The sequence below is a fragment of the Pseudomonas sp. B611 genome (assembly GCF_055407965.1).
On sequence record NZ_JBUZST010000001.1, the window covers coordinates 700,366 to 714,277 of the forward strand.

Here is a 13,912-nt window from a genome sequence, read left to right on the forward strand (position 1 = left end):
ATTGTGTGTCCAATTGAGTCGGTACTGTATCTGTGTGGAGTGTAGGAAACCTCCTAAGATTGGGGGTGAAATCCTTAGAGAAACTCCTCATGAGCGACCACCGTCCCTGGGCCCGCGAAGCCATTCGCATCATCGAAGCGGACTTCCAGCGCAGCGCTGACACGCACCTGATCCCGCTGCCGTTACCGGGTTTGCCGGGTATCGAGTTGTACTTCAAGGATGAGTCCAGCCATCCCACCGGCAGCCTGAAGCATCGGCTGGCACGTTCGTTGTTCCTCTATGCGCTGTGCAATGGCTGGCTGAAACCGGGTGCGCCGGTGATCGAAGCCTCCAGTGGTTCGACGGCGATTTCCGAAGCCTACTTCGCTCGCCTGCTCGGCTTGCCGTTTATCGCGGTGATGCCGGCCACCACTTCCCAGGAAAAGATCGCTCAGATTGCCTTTTACGGTGGCAAGAGCCACTTGGTGAACGATCCGACGCAGATCTACGCCGAATCCGAGCGTTTGGCGCGGGAAAGTGGCGGTCACTTTATGGACCAGTTCACCTACGCGGAACGGGCCACCGACTGGCGAGCGAATAACAACATTGCTGAGTCGATCTTCCAACAGATGCGCTTTGAGCATTATCCCGAGCCGAGCTGGCTGATTTCCAGCCCAGGCACCGGCGGTACCACCGCGACCTTGGGGCGTTATGTGCGTTATCGCCAGCATTGCACCCGCGTGCTGTGCGCCGATGCCGAGCGTTCAGTGTTTTTTGATTACTACCTGAGTGGCGACGCGAGCTTGCGCCTGGACTGCGGCTCACGCATCGAAGGCATTGGCCGGCCACGGGTAGAGGCGTCGTTTCTGCCCAAGGTGATTGATGCCATGGTCAAAGTGCCGGATGCGTTGTCGTTGGCGGCCATGCATTACCTGGCTGAACGATTGGGGCGGCGGGTCGGCGGGTCCAGCGGGACCAACTTGATTGGTGCGTTGATGGCCGCGCAGCAGATGAAAGCGGCGGGGGAGTCGGGGTCGATCGTGGCGATCTTGTGTGATGGGGGCGAGCGCTATGCCACTACTTACTATGATCAGGGGTGGCTTGAAGCGCAGGGCTATGCGTTGGAGGGGTTGATTGCGGCTGTTGCTGCGAGTGTGGAACGAGGCGAGCCGCTACCGGCCAGCGTCCTGCGCGCCAATATCTGACCTGCCACAAAAAAATGTGGGAGCTGGCTTGCCTGCGATAGCGGTGGCTCAGTCGATATTTTCACCGACTGACACTCAGCTATCGCAGCGGTGCGACGACTCGACAAGCCAGCTCCCACATTCGATGTGCGGAGACTGGAGGGAAAGTATTAGGCCTCGATGCCCAACATATCCCGCGCCAATGCCTCGGCAATCCGAATCCCGTCCACGCCCGCCGACAGAATCCCACCGGCGTAACCCGCGCCTTCACCGGCCGGGAACAGGCCCTTCACGTTCAAGCTCTGCATCGATTCATTGCGGGTGATCCGCAGTGGCGACGACGTGCGTGTCTCGATACCGGTCAACACGGCATCGTGCAGCGAGTAACCCTTGATCTGCTTCTCGAACGCCGGCAGCGCTTCGCGGATCGCCTCAATGGCGAATTCCGGCAACGCGAGGGCCAGATCCCCCCAGGACACACCCGGCTTGTAGGAAGGCTCCACACTGCCAGTGGCGGTGGACGGCTTGCCAGCGATGAAGTCGCCTACCAACTGCGCCGGTGCCTCGTAGTTGCTGCCGCCGAGGATGTAGGCGTGGGACTCCAGGCGTTCCTGCAATTCGATACCCGCCAGCGGGCCACCCGGATAGTCCACCTCAGGCGTGATGCCGACCACGATGCCGGAGTTGGCATTGCGCTCGTTACGCGAGTATTGGCTCATGCCGTTGGTCACGACGCGGCCCGGTTCGGAGGTGGCAGCGACCACTGTGCCGCCTGGGCACATGCAGAAGCTGTAGACCGAGCGGCCGTTCTTGGCGTGGTGCACCAGTTTGTAGTCCGCAGCGCCAAGTTTTGGATGGCCAGCGTATTTACCCAGGCGTGCCGCGTCGATCAGCGATTGCGGGTGTTCGATACGGAACCCCACCGAGAACGGCTTGGCTTCCATGTACACGCCGCGGCCGTGGAGCATGCGGAAGGTGTCGCGGGCGCTATGGCCGAGGGCCAGGATCACGTGCTTGGAGAGGATCTGCTCGCCGCCGTCGACGACTACGCCATGCAACTGGCCGTCTTCGATCAGCACGTCAGTGACGCGTTGCTCGAAACGCACTTCACCGCCGAGGGCGATGATCTGCTCGCGCATGTTTTCCACTACGCCGGTCAGGCGGAAGGTACCGATGTGCGGCTTGCTGACGTACAGGATCTCTTCCGGTGCACCGGCTTTGACGAACTCGTGCAGGACTTTGCGCCCGTGGAATTTCGGATCCTTGATCTGGCTGTACAGCTTGCCGTCGGAAAACGTCCCGGCGCCGCCTTCACCGAACTGCACGTTGGACTCGGGGTTCAGCACGTTTTTACGCCACAGGCCCCAAGTGTCCTTGGTGCGCTGGCGCACTTCGCGACCGCGTTCAAGAATGATCGGCTTGAAGCCCATCTGCGCGAGCAACAGCCCGGCGAAGATCCCGCACGGGCCAAAGCCGACCACGATCGGGCGTTCGGTCAGGCCTTCGGGCGCCTGACCGACCACTTTGTAGCTGACATCCGGCGCCGGGTTGATGTTGCGGTCATCGGCGAACTTGAGCAGCAGGGCGGCTTCGCCCTTCACATTCAAGTCGATGGTGTAGATGAAGCACAGCTCCGACGATTTCTTGCGCGCATCGTAGCTGCGTTTGAACAGGGTGAAATCGAGCAGGTCATCACTGGCGACGCCCAGGCGCTGCACGATGGCAGGCCGCAGGTCTTCTTCGGGATGGTCGATGGGCAGCTTGAGTTCGGTGATTCGTAGCATGACGGGATCCGGTAGGCGGCAGGCAAAGAGGCCGGCTGTTTTGCAAACCGGTGATTATAAGCCCCAATGGACATTTCTCGTCATGTTAAAACAACCGAGGGCCGCGTCAGTCGTCGCGCGAGCCGCCAAACGCCGCGCAACCGCGCTGCACCTGGCCGTTGACGCGCAATTCGGCGGTCATGTGTTGCAGGCTGCCACTGACGCTGTCCACGCAGCGTTGAGGGGCCACCCACAGCTCGACGTGCTGGTTGTTGGCCTCGGTCATCAGGTTGAAGCGGCCGTCACCGATTTGCTCTTCCACGTACGGCACTGCCAGTGGCGGCTGGCCTTCACGTTCCAGGACCATGCCCTTGGCCGTGACGTTCATCGCCCAGGCCGGTTTGTGGCCATTGGCGCGCAGGGTCATGCGCTTGAAGTCCGGGTCGTTGCAGGCCGAGGTCGAGCGCTCCACACGATAGAGCTGCTGCAGGTCCACGTTGCCCTGGGTGCCGCTGGCCACACCGGAGAACTTGCCGCGCAGGTCGGCGAACAGCGCCCCTTGCTGGCCGGCCAGGGAGGCGGCCTCCTGCAGGATGCTGGTGCCGCCGGTGTCATTGACCACATAGTTGCGTTGGTCGTTGCACGGCTGGAACAGCAGCTTGCCATTGACTGCCGTGAGCTCGCCCTGCATGCGGGTCAGGCCGGCAGTTGACGGCTTGGCCGGCTCGCTTTCGAACATCTGGCAGGCGGCGAACAGGGGAAGCAGGGCAAACAGGGCAAGGGTACGAGCGGCACGCATAGAGGGTCTCCAGACAAGTGCCGCCACGTTACGCAGGCTGACGCCGCATCACAAGCCCGCCTGCCAGCTTCAGGCGATTCTGTCAGACGTGAAGGTCAGCCGACGATAAAGGTCTGACCAGTCTGCAAGCCCTCGACGCTTTTCGCGTAGGCCAATGCGACATCAGCCCCCGGAGCGGGTTTGTAGCCGCGAAAATACGGCGCATAGCTGCCCATGGCCTCCACAAGCACCGTAGGACTCACGGAGTTGACGCGCAGACCTCGTGGCAACTCAATCGCCGCTGCTTTGACGAACGCATCCAGTGCGCCATTGACCAGCGCCGCCGAAGCGCCGGTGCGGATCGGGTCACGGTTGAGGATGCCGCTGGTGAAGGTGAATGAGGCGCCATCGTTGGCGTACTCGCGGCCGATCAGCAGCAGGTTGACCTGGCCCATCAGCTTGTCGCGCAGGCCCAGCTCAAAGTCGGCTTCGCTCATGTCACCCAGGGCTGCGAAGTTCACGCTACCCGCCGCGCACACCAGGGCGTCGAACGTGCCGGTCTGTTCAAACAGCCTGCGGATCGAGGCGCTGTCGCTGATGTCCACCTGGAAGTCACCGCTGCTGCGGCCGATGCTGATGACCTCGTGACGCTGTGCCAATTCTGCCTTGATCGCCGAGCCGACGGTGCCGCTGGCACCAATCAATAGGATTTTCATGGGGCTGTTCCTCCAGGGGTAAGTGAGGTTTCAGTCTAGAGTGGCTTTTTCCATGGATAAACGTGCTAATAGGCAACCTTTGGTTTTCTATTGGAAACAATCCATGAGCGAGATGGATGACCTGGCGGCCTTTGCCGTGCTGATCGAAGCGGGCAGTTTCACCGTGGCGGCCGAGCAATTGGGTTGCAGCAAGGGGCAGTTGTCCAAGCGCATCAGCCAGTTGGAGGCGCAGTTCTCGGTGGTGTTGCTGCATCGCACCACGCGCAAGCTGAGCCTCACTGCTGCCGGTGCGGCGCTGTTGCCCCAGGCGCAGGCGCTGGTGGTGCAGGTTGATCGCGCCCGTCAGGCATTGGCTCGGCTGAAAGACGATTTGGCTGGGCCGGTACGTATGACAGTTCCCGTGTCGCTGGGTGAAACCTTCTTTGATGGCTTATTGCTGGAGTTTTCCAAGCAATACCCGCAGGTCCAGATCGAGCTGGAACTGAACAACAGCTACCGCGACCTGGCACGGGATGGCTTTGATTTGGGGGTGCGCTCGGGCGCGATTGAAAACCAGCGCCTGGTCGCCAAGCCGCTGCTGGCCTGGCATGAAATGACCTGCGCCAGCCCGGCTTACCTGGAACAGCATGGCGAACCGCAGACGCCGGCGGACTTGGCTGCCCATACCTGCCTGCTCAACAGTCATTACAGCGGCCGCGAAGAGTGGCTGTACCACCAGCAACATGAATTGTTGCGGGTGCGGGTCAGCGGCACCTTCGCGTCCAACCACTACAACCTGCTGAAGAAGGCCGCCTTGGTGGGGGCCGGTATTGCCCGTCTGCCATCCTACGTACTACCGGCGGAATTGGCTGACGGGCGCTTGCGCTGGCTCCTGCGGGATTATCAGACGCGGAGCATGCCAATGTACCTGGTACACCCTTATCAAGGCGGTCTGCCCCGTCGCACCCAAGTGCTGGCCGATTATCTGGTGGACTGGTTCAAGCGCAGCGGCGAGGCCCTGGACCGTCTTTAGCCGTAGCGTCGGGCGAGCAGGTGGTCGATGGACAGGCGCCCCGGGCCCTTGGCCGTCAGCAGCAACAGTATGGCCAGCCAGGTGCCGTGGGTCGGGTAAGCATCCGGGTAGACGAACAACTGAATAACCAGGGTCATGCCGATCAGCGCCAGGGCCGAAAAGCGTGTGGCAAAGCCCACCAGGATCAACACCGGGAAGAAGTGCTCGGCAAACGCCGCCATGTGCGCGGCCACCTCCGGCGACAGCAATGGCACGTGATATTCACTGCGAAACAACGGCAGTGTCGAGGCGGCGAGGCGCGGTTCGCCCAGTTGGAAGGTGCCACTGATCAGGTCAACGACAAAACCTTCGACCTTGGTTTGCCCCGACTTCCAGAACACTGCCGCGATGGAGAAGCGTGCGAGAAAGGCGATCAGGCTGTAGGGGATTTTCTCTAAAAGTGCGATTGCCCGTTTTACCAGGCAGGTTGGGGCAATGTTCATGGCGATACCTTTTGTTCCAGGTGCAGATGGGTGATGGCCTCGTGACTGACCAGCAGCGACAGGCATTTGTGCAAGTCGAACTCGGTCGACGTCTCAAGGGCATGAGCGACGGCCCGTTGCAGCGTTGAACCGTGGTTCAGGCTGTTGATAAACGCCACCGCGCCGCTGTCGATGGCGAACACCTTGACCCCCAGGCCGTGGCGCAACACCAGCGCACTCTGTGGGTGCCAGGGGTTCAAGGTGGCCAGGGCGCCCTCGGTCTGGTGCGCGGCCCACACGGCAACGACGGCATACGTGCTGTCTAGCGTGGCGAGGGACGGGTGCAGGTGTAGGCGCAATGTCCCCAGGTCTGCCTGGTTTTGCAGGTGCTGGAGGACGGCGTGCTGCTCCAGGCCCGGCGTATCCGCGGCGTGATAAGCCCGTACGCGCAGGCGTTCAAGCTGTGCGACATCGGCCAGGTACGGCACGCTGGCAGCGGGTTCGAAGCCGCGGATGAACGCAGCAAATGAGGCGCCGTATTCACTGATCAGCGGGCTGGTCGGCGGACTGGCCTGTACGTAGAGGCCGGCCATGGCGCGAAAGAATGCGTCGCCTACCAGTTGCAAGGTCACCGGGTGTGCCGCGGCCAACGCGTTGATCAACGCGCTGTGTACGTTGTTGCGGTACACCGCAAACCGGCTGGCCGGGTCGGCACCGTTGCTGCTGAACAGGCCCTCGGGGCAGGGCAGTTCAGGCGTCAGCAGGGCGCTGGCAAACGTGTCATAGAGGCTCATGAGAGTACCTGCGACAAGTGCCAGTCGGCTTGTCGAGCTTCAGCGTGAAGGACGCTGAAGGCCGGCACCTGGTTATCCCGTTCGATCAGCGTGGCCACCGGGCCGATGCGTGCCAGCACGGTTTCGTACAGGCGCCACACGGCGTTATCGATGGGCGCACCGTGATCGTCGATCAGCAACCGGTCGCCAAGGCTGTCAGTGTCTTCGGCAAACCCGGCCAGATGAATCTCACTCACGGCGTGCAACGGCAGTGCGTCGATGTAGGCCAGCGGGTCGCGTTGATGATTGATACACGAGACGTAGACGTTGTTCACGTCCAGCAGCAAGCCACAGCCGGTGCGGCGGATGACTTCGCTGATGAAGTCCGTCTCGTCCAGGGTCGAACGCTGGAATTGCAGGTAGGTTGACGGATTCTCCAGCAGCATTGGCCGCTTGAGCGTGCTTTGCACCTGATCCACGTGTTCGCAGACGCGCTTGAGGGTGGCGGCATCGTAGGCGAGGGGCAGCAGGTCATTGAGAAACACCGGGCCGTGGCTTGACCAGGCCAGGTGTTCGGAAAAGGAGTGAGGTTGATAACGCTCGATCAGCGTGGCCAGCCGTGCCAGGTGCTCACGGTCCAGCGGGCCTTCGCCGCCGATGGACAGGCCCACGCCGTGCAATGACAGCGGGTACTGCTCGCGGATCAATCCCAGGTAGTGGTGAAACGGCCCGCCGGCGACCATGTAGTTTTCGGCGTGCACTTCAAAAAAGCCGATGTCGGGGGCGGTCTCGAGCACTTCGGCGAAGTGCTCGTGCTTCAGCCCCAGCCCGGCCCGGCGCGGGAGGCCGGGCGCCTGAGCCTGGGAGACGGCTGGCAAGGATGAAAGGGTCATCATCAGTACTCAGGCGGCGCAGGGTTCAGGACTTGGCAGTGAAGGCGGCTTCCTGGCCGAAACCGGTCGGCGAGGTGGAGCTTGGGGTTTGGGTGCAAGTGCCGGCCGGGACCAGTTTCCAGGCGTTGGCCTGGTCTTTGGTTTTCGACGTGCCTGCGCAGGAGGTGCCGGCGCCCGCGGCGCAATCGTTCTTGCCCGCTTCAGCGACGCCGAAGCATTTCTGCATGTCATCGGCAGCGTGGGCGGTGGAGGTCAGGGCGGACAGGCTCAGGGCGGAACCGAGGGCCAGGACGAGGGTGGCGGCGGACAGTTTGGTGGTCATGGTGGATCTCCAGCAGTGGGTTGAGTTGGCGGGCTTGAGTGCCTGCTTGTACCACTAGAGACAGGAGGGTTGGATCCGTTACAAACTCACCAAAAATAATTTCAGATTTCTTGAGAATCAAGGGGCACACAAAGCAAATGTGGGAGCGGGCTTGCTCGCGAAAGCGGATTGTCAGCCAACAGATACTTGGCTGATCCACCGCATTCGCGAGCAAGCCCGCTCCCACATTTTAGAGCCGGTTCCTACAGTAACCTTCTCTTAGCCGCCGAGGTACGCCTCACGCACCTTCGGATCCGTCAGCAATTGCTCACCCGAGCCTTCCATCACCACTCGGCCGTTTTCCAGGACATAGGCGCGGTCGGCGATTTTCAGGGCCTGGTTGGCGTTCTGCTCCACCAGGAACACCGTTACACCGTCCTTGCGCAGCTGTTCGATGATGTCGAAGATCTGCTGGATGATGATCGGCGCCAGCCCCAGGGACGGTTCGTCCAGCAGCAGCAGCTTGGGTTTGCTCATCAGTGCGCGGCCGATGGCGAGCATTTGCTGCTCGCCGCCAGACATGGTGCCGCCGCGCTGACTGAAGCGCTCCTTGAGCCGTGGGAAAAGGTGCAGCACCTTGTCCATCTGCTCCTGGAAGTCGCCCTTGTCGGTAAAGAACCCACCCATGGCGAGGTTCTCTTCCACGGTCAGGCGGGAAAACACCCGACGACCTTCCGGCACCACGGCAATGCTCTTGCGCATGATCTGCGACGATTGCAGGCCCACCAATTCCTCACCCATGTAGCGGATGCTGCCGCTGTGGGCCTGGGGCGAACCGCACAGGGTCATCAGCAAGGTGGATTTGCCCGCGCCGTTGGCGCCGATCAGCGTGACGATCTCGCCTTGGCGCACTTCCACGTTGACGCTGTGCAGGGCCTGGATCTTGCCGTAGAAAGTGGAAACGTTTTCGAATTGCAGCATTTTACGCTTCCCCCAAATAGGCTTTGATCACTTCAGGATTGTCGCGGATCTGCTCCGGCGTCCCGTCGGCCAGCGGCGTGCCCTGGTTGATCACCACGATGTGGTCGGAAATGCTCATGACCAGTTTCATGTCGTGTTCGATCAACAGCACGGTGACGTTGTGTTCCTCACGCAGCACGCCGATCAGCGCCTTGAGGTCTTCGGTCTCCTTGGGGTTGAGGCCGGCGGCCGGTTCGTCGAGCATGAGGATCCGCGGGCGGGTCATCATGCAGCGGGCGATTTCCAGGCGACGTTGCTGGCCGTAGGCCAGGGTGCCGGCAGGGCGGTTGGCAAACTCGGTGAGGTTGACCTTGTCCAGCCAGTACGCGGCAAATTCCATGGCCTCGCGCTCGCTCTTGCGGAACGCCGGGGTCTTGAACAGGCCCGCCAGGAAGTTGGTGTTCAAGTGACGGTGCTGGGCGATCAGCAGGTTCTCGACCGCCGTCATGTCCTTGAACAGCCGCACGTTCTGGAAGGTGCGCACCACGCCCTTGCGGGCGATCTCGTGGCCGGCCAGGCCCTGGATCGGCTGGCCGTCCAGCAGGATGCTGCCACCGCTCGGCTTGTAGAAACCGGTGAGGCAGTTGAACACCGTGGTCTTGCCGGCGCCGTTAGGGCCGATCAAGGCAACCACCTGTTTTTCTTTTACGGTCAGGGCCACGCCGTTGACCGCCAGCAAGCCGCCGAAGCGCATGCTCAGATTTTCGACTTTCAGGATCTCGCGGCTCATTTGCGCAGCTCCATGTGTGGACGTTGCATGGGCAGCAGGCCTTGAGGACGCCAGATCATCATCAGCACCATCATGGCGCCGAACATCAACATGCGGTATTCGCTGAACTCACGCATCATCTCCGGCAGCAGGATCATCACGATTGCTGCCAGGATCACGCCCAGCTGCGAGCCCATGCCACCCAGTACCACGATGGCGAGGATGATCGCCGACTCGATAAAGGTGAACGATTCCGGGGTCACCAAGCCTTGGCGAGCGGCGAAGAAGCTGCCGGCAAAACCGGCGAACGCAGCACCCAGGGTGAACGCGGAGAGTTTGATGATGGTCGGGTTCAGGCCCAGGGCCCGGCAGGCGATCTCATCTTCGCGCAGCGCTTCCCACGCACGGCCGATCGGCATGCGCAGCAGGCGGTTGATCACGAACAAGGCGGCCAGTGCCAGCAACAGCGCCACCAGGTACAGGAACACCACTTTGCTCACCGGGTTGTAGGCGATCCCGAAGTACTCGTGGAAGGTCTGCATGCCTTCGGCGGCGCTGCGGTCGAATGACAGCCCGAAGAAGGTGGGCTTGGGAATGCTGCTGATACCGTTGGGGCCACCGGTGATATCGGTGAGGTTACGCAGGAACAGGCGGATGATTTCACCGAAGCCCAGGGTCACGATGGCCAGGTAGTCACCGCGCAAACGCAGCACCGGGAAGCCCAGCAGGAAGCCGAACGTCGCCGCCGCCATGCCCGCCAGGGGCAGGCAGATCCAGAAGCTCCAACCCAGGTAGTGCGAGAGCAACGCGTAGGTGTAGGCACCCACGGCGTAGAAACCCACATAACCGAGGTCGAGCAGGCCGGCCAGGCCCACCACGATGTTCAGGCCCAGGCCCAGCAACACGTAGATCAGGATCAGGGTGGCGATATCGACCGCGCCGCGCGAGCCGAAGAACGGCCAGACCAACGCGGCCACGATCAGGCCGATGATGATGTAGCGCTGGGTACGCGGCAGGGTCAGGAACTGGCTGACCTTGGGCGAGACCAACGGGCCGCGGTTGCTCTTGAGCAAGGCACTGAACTGATCGCTGAACAACACGCGCAGGAACATCAACACCGAACACAAGGCAATGATGGTCAGGGTCACGGGACCGGTGCCATGCACTTCCAGGTTGATGCCGACAATGCTCAGCTTGAGGCCGAGTACCGGGAAGGCCACGGCCCATACCAGCAAGGCGCTGAAAAACGCCGATTTAAGATATCTGCTCATACTTTCTCAACCTCCGGGCGGCCCAAGATGCCGGTCGGACGGAACAACAGCACCAGAACCAACAGGCCGAACGCCACGACGTCCTTGTATTGGTCGCCGAAGATATCGGCACCGAACGCTTCGGCCACTCCCAGCACCAGGCCACCGAGCATCGCGCCCGGGATACTGCCGATGCCGCCCAAGACCGCTGCGGTGAAGGCCTTGAGGCCCACCAGGAAACCGGCGTTGGGGTTGATCACGCCGTACTGCATGCTCAGCAGCACCGCCGCGACGGCGGCCAGTGCGGCACCGATCACGAAGGTCAGGGCGATGATGTTGTTGGTGTTGATGCCCAGCAGGTTGGCCATCTTGATGTCTTCGGCGCAAGCCCGGCAGGCACGCCCCAGACGGGAGCGGGAGATGAACAGGGTCAGGCCCAGCATGGCCACCAGGGTGACGACGAAGACCAGGACCTGCATGTACGAAACCAGCACTTCTTGTGCGCCACCCGGGCCAAAGGAGAAGCTCCCCGGGATCAGGTTGGGAATGGACTTGTCCTTGGAGTCCTGGGACAGCAATACGGTGTTCTGCAGGAAAATCGACATGCCGATGGCGGAAATCAGCGGGATCAGACGGTTGCTGCCACGCAAGGGACGGTAGGCAACACGCTCGATACTGTAGCCATAGGCACTGGTCACGATGATCGACGCAAGGAACGCAGCGGTCATCAACAGCGGCAGGGAGTGGATCCCCATCATGGCCAGCCCGGCAAGGGCGATAAAGGCCACGTAGGAACCAATCATGTACACCTCGCCATGGGCGAAGTTGATCATTCCAATGATGCCGTAAACCATTGTGTAGCCAATGGCTATCAAGGCATAGGTGCTGCCAACGGTCATGCCGTTAACCAGCGTTTGGAAAAAATGATAGATCTCAGGCATTACAGCGCTCCTAAAAACCCGATACGCATTTCACTGGTGGAGTCATGTTCCGGCCCTGCGCTGTGTTCTGCGAGCACATTTGCACAAAGCGTTTGCCAGCGAACCGCTGGTGACGGTTTTAAGATTTTCAGGTGAGCCAGCGCCCGGATCGCGGGTGACAGGCCCATAAACCTCGTAAAACAAAGCCCACTGCTCTCACAGTGGGCTTGTTGGACCAGTAACGCCTGGCTTACTGAGGGGAAACTTCGGTTTTAGATTTGCCGAAGTGCCATTCGTAGACCACGAACTTGAAGTCCTTCAGGTCGCCCTTGGCGTCGAAGCTCAGGTCGCCGGTAGGGGTCTTGAAGGTGCCTGCGTGGATAGCCGCAGCCACTTTGGCGGTGTCTTCGCTCTTCGCGGCAGCGATACCGCCGGCGATGACTTCAACAGCCGAATAGGCCGGGAACACGAATGGGCCGCTTGGGTCTTTTTTGTCGGCGACGAGGGCGTCGACGATGGCTTTGTTCGCTGGATCTGCGTCGAAGGACTTCGGCAGGGTGACCAGCAGGCCTTCGGAAGCACCTTGGGCGATTTGCGAGATGGAATCGTTGCCGACGCCTTCAGGGCCCATGAACTTGGCGTTCACGCCTTTTTCCTTGGCTTGGCGCAGGATCAGGCCCAGCTCGGGGTGGTAGCCGCCGTAGTAGACGAAATCGACGTTGGCTTGCTTGAGCTTCTGAATCAGCGAGCCGAAGTCTTTGTCGCCAGCGTTGATGCCTTCGAAGAGGGCGACTTTCACGCCTTTTTTCTCGAGGGTCTGTTTAACGGCGGTGGCGATACCTTCACCGTACTGCTGTTTGTCGTGGATCACCGCAACGACTTTCGGCTTCACGTGGTCGGCGATGTAGTTGCCGGCAGCCGGGCCTTGGGCGCTGTCCAGGCCAATGGTGCGGAACACCAGTTTGTAACCACGGGAAGTGATGTCCGGGCTGGTGGCAGCCGGGGTAATCATGATCACGCCTTCGTCTTCATAGATGTCGGACGCTGGCTGAGTGGAGCTGGAGCAAAGGTGGCCGACTACGAACTTGACGCCGTCGTTGACCACTTTGTTGGCTACGGCCACGGCTTGTTTAGGATCGCAAGCGTCGTCGTATTCCTTGGCCTCAAGCATCTTGCCGTCTACGCCGCCCTTGGCGTTGATGTCTTTGATGGCTTGCTTGGCACCCATGAACTGCATGTCGCCGTATTGCGTCACAGGACCGGTCTTAGGCCCGGCGATACCGATCTTGATGGTATCAGCTGCGAACGAATGGCCGGCAACCCCAGCCAGGACCATAGCGGCAAACAGTTTGGAAATCTGCTTAGTAGCCTTATTCATAGTGCTCCACTCTTACTGTTGTATTTTTTATAGTTCTAGCGGCCTTGTGAGCTGCAGAACCGGATCGGATATCTCGGATATCCCCCGGCAGCGGCCTGGCAACTGTACCGGTACAGTGTAGAGCGCCGGTTGATCGCTTGAAAAGCTGGCTGCTGGGGGCAAAACCCGGGTGTGTCGCTTAAATGAAAGAAAAAGACAGAATTGCGGCGGGTTAATGCCAGAGTCTCGGGCAATCCTTGGCTTTTCTGACACTTTCTATCGATGCCTCATTTGCAACTGGGTTTTTCTACTTGGGGCGTGACGTTATGATTGCGCCGTTTTTTCCCCAAGGTGAACTCCCATGACGCAAGAACCTAGCACCCTCTATGCCAAGCTGCTCGGTGAAACCGCCGAAATTTCCTGGAAGGAGCTTGAACCGTTCTTTGCCAAGGGTGCCCTATTGTGGGTCGATGCCGGCCTGGATTTGATCGAAGCCGCCGAAGGAATGGCCGAGGACAACCGTGACAAAGTCGCTGCCTGGCTGGCCTCGGGCAGCCTTGGCGAAGTGTCTGCGACGCGGGCATTGGACCTGGTCGAGCGTGATCCGAGCCTATGGGCCGTGGTGGTTTCACCGTGGATTCTGATCCAGGAAAGGGCAGCGTAAGAAAACCACGCACAAAAAAGGTGCGTGTTTTTCCCTGGCAGAAGTGTGTAGCGGAGTAACTGCTGAAGCCGTGATGGCATGTTGCCGTAGAGAAAGGTCACAGCGCAGGGTGACGTGCGCGTCATGGGAACA

At 60.7% G+C, this 13,912-nt stretch carries 15 protein-coding genes; 3 read left to right on the forward strand and 12 right to left on the reverse strand.

Features of this window, described 5'->3' with window-relative positions; all coding sequences use genetic code 11:
* Nucleotides 1-89: 89 nt before the first annotated feature.
* On the forward strand, nt 90-1,184 hold the full coding sequence (locus ACZRMO_RS03290; protein ID WP_463971882.1) for a PLP-dependent cysteine synthase family protein: 1,095 nt from the start codon (nt 90-92) through the stop codon (nt 1,182-1,184).
* Nucleotides 1,185-1,333: 149 nt separating this feature from the next.
* Here ACZRMO_RS03290 and ACZRMO_RS03295 read toward each other — a convergent pair whose 3' ends face one another.
* From ACZRMO_RS03295 to ACZRMO_RS03305, 3 genes are all read right to left on the reverse strand, one after another.
* Nucleotides 1,334-2,947, reverse strand: a complete 1,614-nt coding sequence (locus tag ACZRMO_RS03295; RefSeq protein WP_124525984.1) for an NAD(P)/FAD-dependent oxidoreductase — start codon at nt 2,945-2,947, stop codon at nt 1,334-1,336.
* 106 nt (nt 2,948-3,053) lie between these two features.
* Nucleotides 3,054-3,725, reverse strand: a complete 672-nt coding sequence (locus ACZRMO_RS03300) for a COG3650 family protein (RefSeq protein WP_463971883.1) — start codon at nt 3,723-3,725, stop codon at nt 3,054-3,056.
* A 95-nt stretch (nt 3,726-3,820) separates the two neighbouring features.
* The gene (locus ACZRMO_RS03305) at nt 3,821-4,420 is read right to left on the reverse strand and encodes a short chain dehydrogenase (protein ID WP_463971884.1); all 600 of its coding nucleotides are present in this window, start codon (nt 4,418-4,420) and stop codon (nt 3,821-3,823) included.
* A gap of 103 nt (nt 4,421-4,523) precedes the next feature.
* Here ACZRMO_RS03305 and ACZRMO_RS03310 point away from each other — a divergent pair, with 103 nt between their 5' ends.
* Nucleotides 4,524-5,432: a LysR family transcriptional regulator gene (locus ACZRMO_RS03310; protein WP_463971885.1), complete on the forward strand. Its 909-nt coding sequence runs from the start codon at nt 4,524-4,526 to the stop codon at nt 5,430-5,432.
* Here the strand turns inward: ACZRMO_RS03310 and ACZRMO_RS03315 are convergent.
* The 9 genes from ACZRMO_RS03315 to ACZRMO_RS03355 form a co-directional block, all read right to left on the reverse strand.
* A complete protein-coding gene (locus tag ACZRMO_RS03315; RefSeq protein WP_463971886.1) occupies nt 5,429-5,914 on the reverse strand; it encodes a DoxX family protein in 486 nt (161 codons plus the stop codon). The two genes, ACZRMO_RS03310 and ACZRMO_RS03315, sit on opposite strands and share 4 nt — an antisense overlap.
* Nucleotides 5,911-6,687: an HvfC/BufC family peptide modification chaperone gene (locus ACZRMO_RS03320; RefSeq protein ID WP_463971887.1), complete on the reverse strand. Its 777-nt coding sequence runs from the start codon at nt 6,685-6,687 to the stop codon at nt 5,911-5,913. The genes ACZRMO_RS03315 and ACZRMO_RS03320 overlap by 4 nt, the downstream gene beginning before the upstream one ends.
* The gene (gene bufB, locus ACZRMO_RS03325) at nt 6,684-7,562 is read right to left on the reverse strand and encodes an MNIO family bufferin maturase (protein WP_463971888.1); all 879 of its coding nucleotides are present in this window, start codon (nt 7,560-7,562) and stop codon (nt 6,684-6,686) included. Before bufB ends, ACZRMO_RS03320 begins: the two co-directional genes overlap by 4 nt.
* 22 nt (nt 7,563-7,584) lie before the next feature.
* On the reverse strand, nt 7,585-7,881 hold the full coding sequence (locus tag ACZRMO_RS03330) for a BufA1 family periplasmic bufferin-type metallophore (RefSeq protein WP_017735936.1): 297 nt from the start codon (nt 7,879-7,881) through the stop codon (nt 7,585-7,587).
* Nucleotides 7,882-8,139: 258 nt separating this feature from the next.
* Entirely contained in the window at nt 8,140-8,841 is a 702-nt protein-coding gene (locus tag ACZRMO_RS03335; RefSeq protein ID WP_017735935.1) for an ABC transporter ATP-binding protein, read from the reverse strand.
* Nucleotide 8,842: 1 nt separating this feature from the next.
* Complete coding sequence (livG, locus tag ACZRMO_RS03340) at nt 8,843-9,610, reverse strand: high-affinity branched-chain amino acid ABC transporter ATP-binding protein LivG (RefSeq protein WP_124525976.1); 768 nt, start codon at nt 9,608-9,610, stop codon at nt 8,843-8,845.
* Complete coding sequence (locus tag ACZRMO_RS03345; RefSeq protein ID WP_463971889.1) at nt 9,607-10,860, reverse strand: high-affinity branched-chain amino acid ABC transporter permease LivM; 1,254 nt, start codon at nt 10,858-10,860, stop codon at nt 9,607-9,609. Before ACZRMO_RS03345 ends, livG begins: the two co-directional genes overlap by 4 nt.
* Nucleotides 10,857-11,780, reverse strand: coding sequence for a high-affinity branched-chain amino acid ABC transporter permease LivH (gene livH / locus ACZRMO_RS03350; protein ID WP_124525974.1), 924 nt, complete (start codon nt 11,778-11,780; stop codon nt 10,857-10,859). The genes ACZRMO_RS03345 and livH overlap by 4 nt, the downstream gene beginning before the upstream one ends.
* A gap of 229 nt (nt 11,781-12,009) precedes the next feature.
* The gene (locus ACZRMO_RS03355) at nt 12,010-13,137 is read right to left on the reverse strand and encodes a branched-chain amino acid ABC transporter substrate-binding protein (protein WP_124525973.1); all 1,128 of its coding nucleotides are present in this window, start codon (nt 13,135-13,137) and stop codon (nt 12,010-12,012) included.
* Nucleotides 13,138-13,477: 340 nt separating this feature from the next.
* Between ACZRMO_RS03355 and ACZRMO_RS03360 the strand changes: the two genes are divergently transcribed.
* Nucleotides 13,478-13,780, forward strand: a complete 303-nt coding sequence (locus ACZRMO_RS03360; protein ID WP_017735930.1) for a DUF2288 domain-containing protein — start codon at nt 13,478-13,480, stop codon at nt 13,778-13,780.
* Nucleotides 13,781-13,912: the final 132 nt, after the last annotated feature.

What these genes read in the sequence shown, in the direction of transcription:
- ACZRMO_RS03290 (WP_463971882.1), top strand. Translation starts at nt 90, where the DNA reads ATGAGCGACCACCGTCCCTGGGCCCGCGAAGCCATTCGCATCATCGAA.
- ACZRMO_RS03295 (WP_124525984.1), bottom strand. Translation starts at nt 2,947, where the DNA reads ATGCTACGAATCACCGAACTCAAGCTGCCCATCGACCATCCCGAAGAA.
- ACZRMO_RS03300 (WP_463971883.1), bottom strand. Translation starts at nt 3,725, where the DNA reads ATGCGTGCCGCTCGTACCCTTGCCCTGTTTGCCCTGCTTCCCCTGTTC.
- ACZRMO_RS03305 (WP_463971884.1), bottom strand. Translation starts at nt 4,420, where the DNA reads ATGAAAATCCTATTGATTGGTGCCAGCGGCACCGTCGGCTCGGCGATC.
- ACZRMO_RS03310 (WP_463971885.1), top strand. Translation starts at nt 4,524, where the DNA reads ATGAGCGAGATGGATGACCTGGCGGCCTTTGCCGTGCTGATCGAAGCG.
- ACZRMO_RS03315 (WP_463971886.1), bottom strand. Translation starts at nt 5,914, where the DNA reads ATGAACATTGCCCCAACCTGCCTGGTAAAACGGGCAATCGCACTTTTA.
- ACZRMO_RS03320 (WP_463971887.1), bottom strand. Translation starts at nt 6,687, where the DNA reads ATGAGCCTCTATGACACGTTTGCCAGCGCCCTGCTGACGCCTGAACTG.
- bufB (WP_463971888.1), bottom strand. Translation starts at nt 7,562, where the DNA reads ATGATGACCCTTTCATCCTTGCCAGCCGTCTCCCAGGCTCAGGCGCCC.
- ACZRMO_RS03330 (WP_017735936.1), bottom strand. Translation starts at nt 7,881, where the DNA reads ATGACCACCAAACTGTCCGCCGCCACCCTCGTCCTGGCCCTCGGTTCC.
- ACZRMO_RS03335 (WP_017735935.1), bottom strand. Translation starts at nt 8,841, where the DNA reads ATGCTGCAATTCGAAAACGTTTCCACTTTCTACGGCAAGATCCAGGCC.
- livG (WP_124525976.1), bottom strand. Translation starts at nt 9,610, where the DNA reads ATGAGCCGCGAGATCCTGAAAGTCGAAAATCTGAGCATGCGCTTCGGC.
- ACZRMO_RS03345 (WP_463971889.1), bottom strand. Translation starts at nt 10,860, where the DNA reads ATGAGCAGATATCTTAAATCGGCGTTTTTCAGCGCCTTGCTGGTATGG.
- livH (WP_124525974.1), bottom strand. Translation starts at nt 11,780, where the DNA reads ATGCCTGAGATCTATCATTTTTTCCAAACGCTGGTTAACGGCATGACC.
- ACZRMO_RS03355 (WP_124525973.1), bottom strand. Translation starts at nt 13,137, where the DNA reads ATGAATAAGGCTACTAAGCAGATTTCCAAACTGTTTGCCGCTATGGTC.
- ACZRMO_RS03360 (WP_017735930.1), top strand. Translation starts at nt 13,478, where the DNA reads ATGACGCAAGAACCTAGCACCCTCTATGCCAAGCTGCTCGGTGAAACC.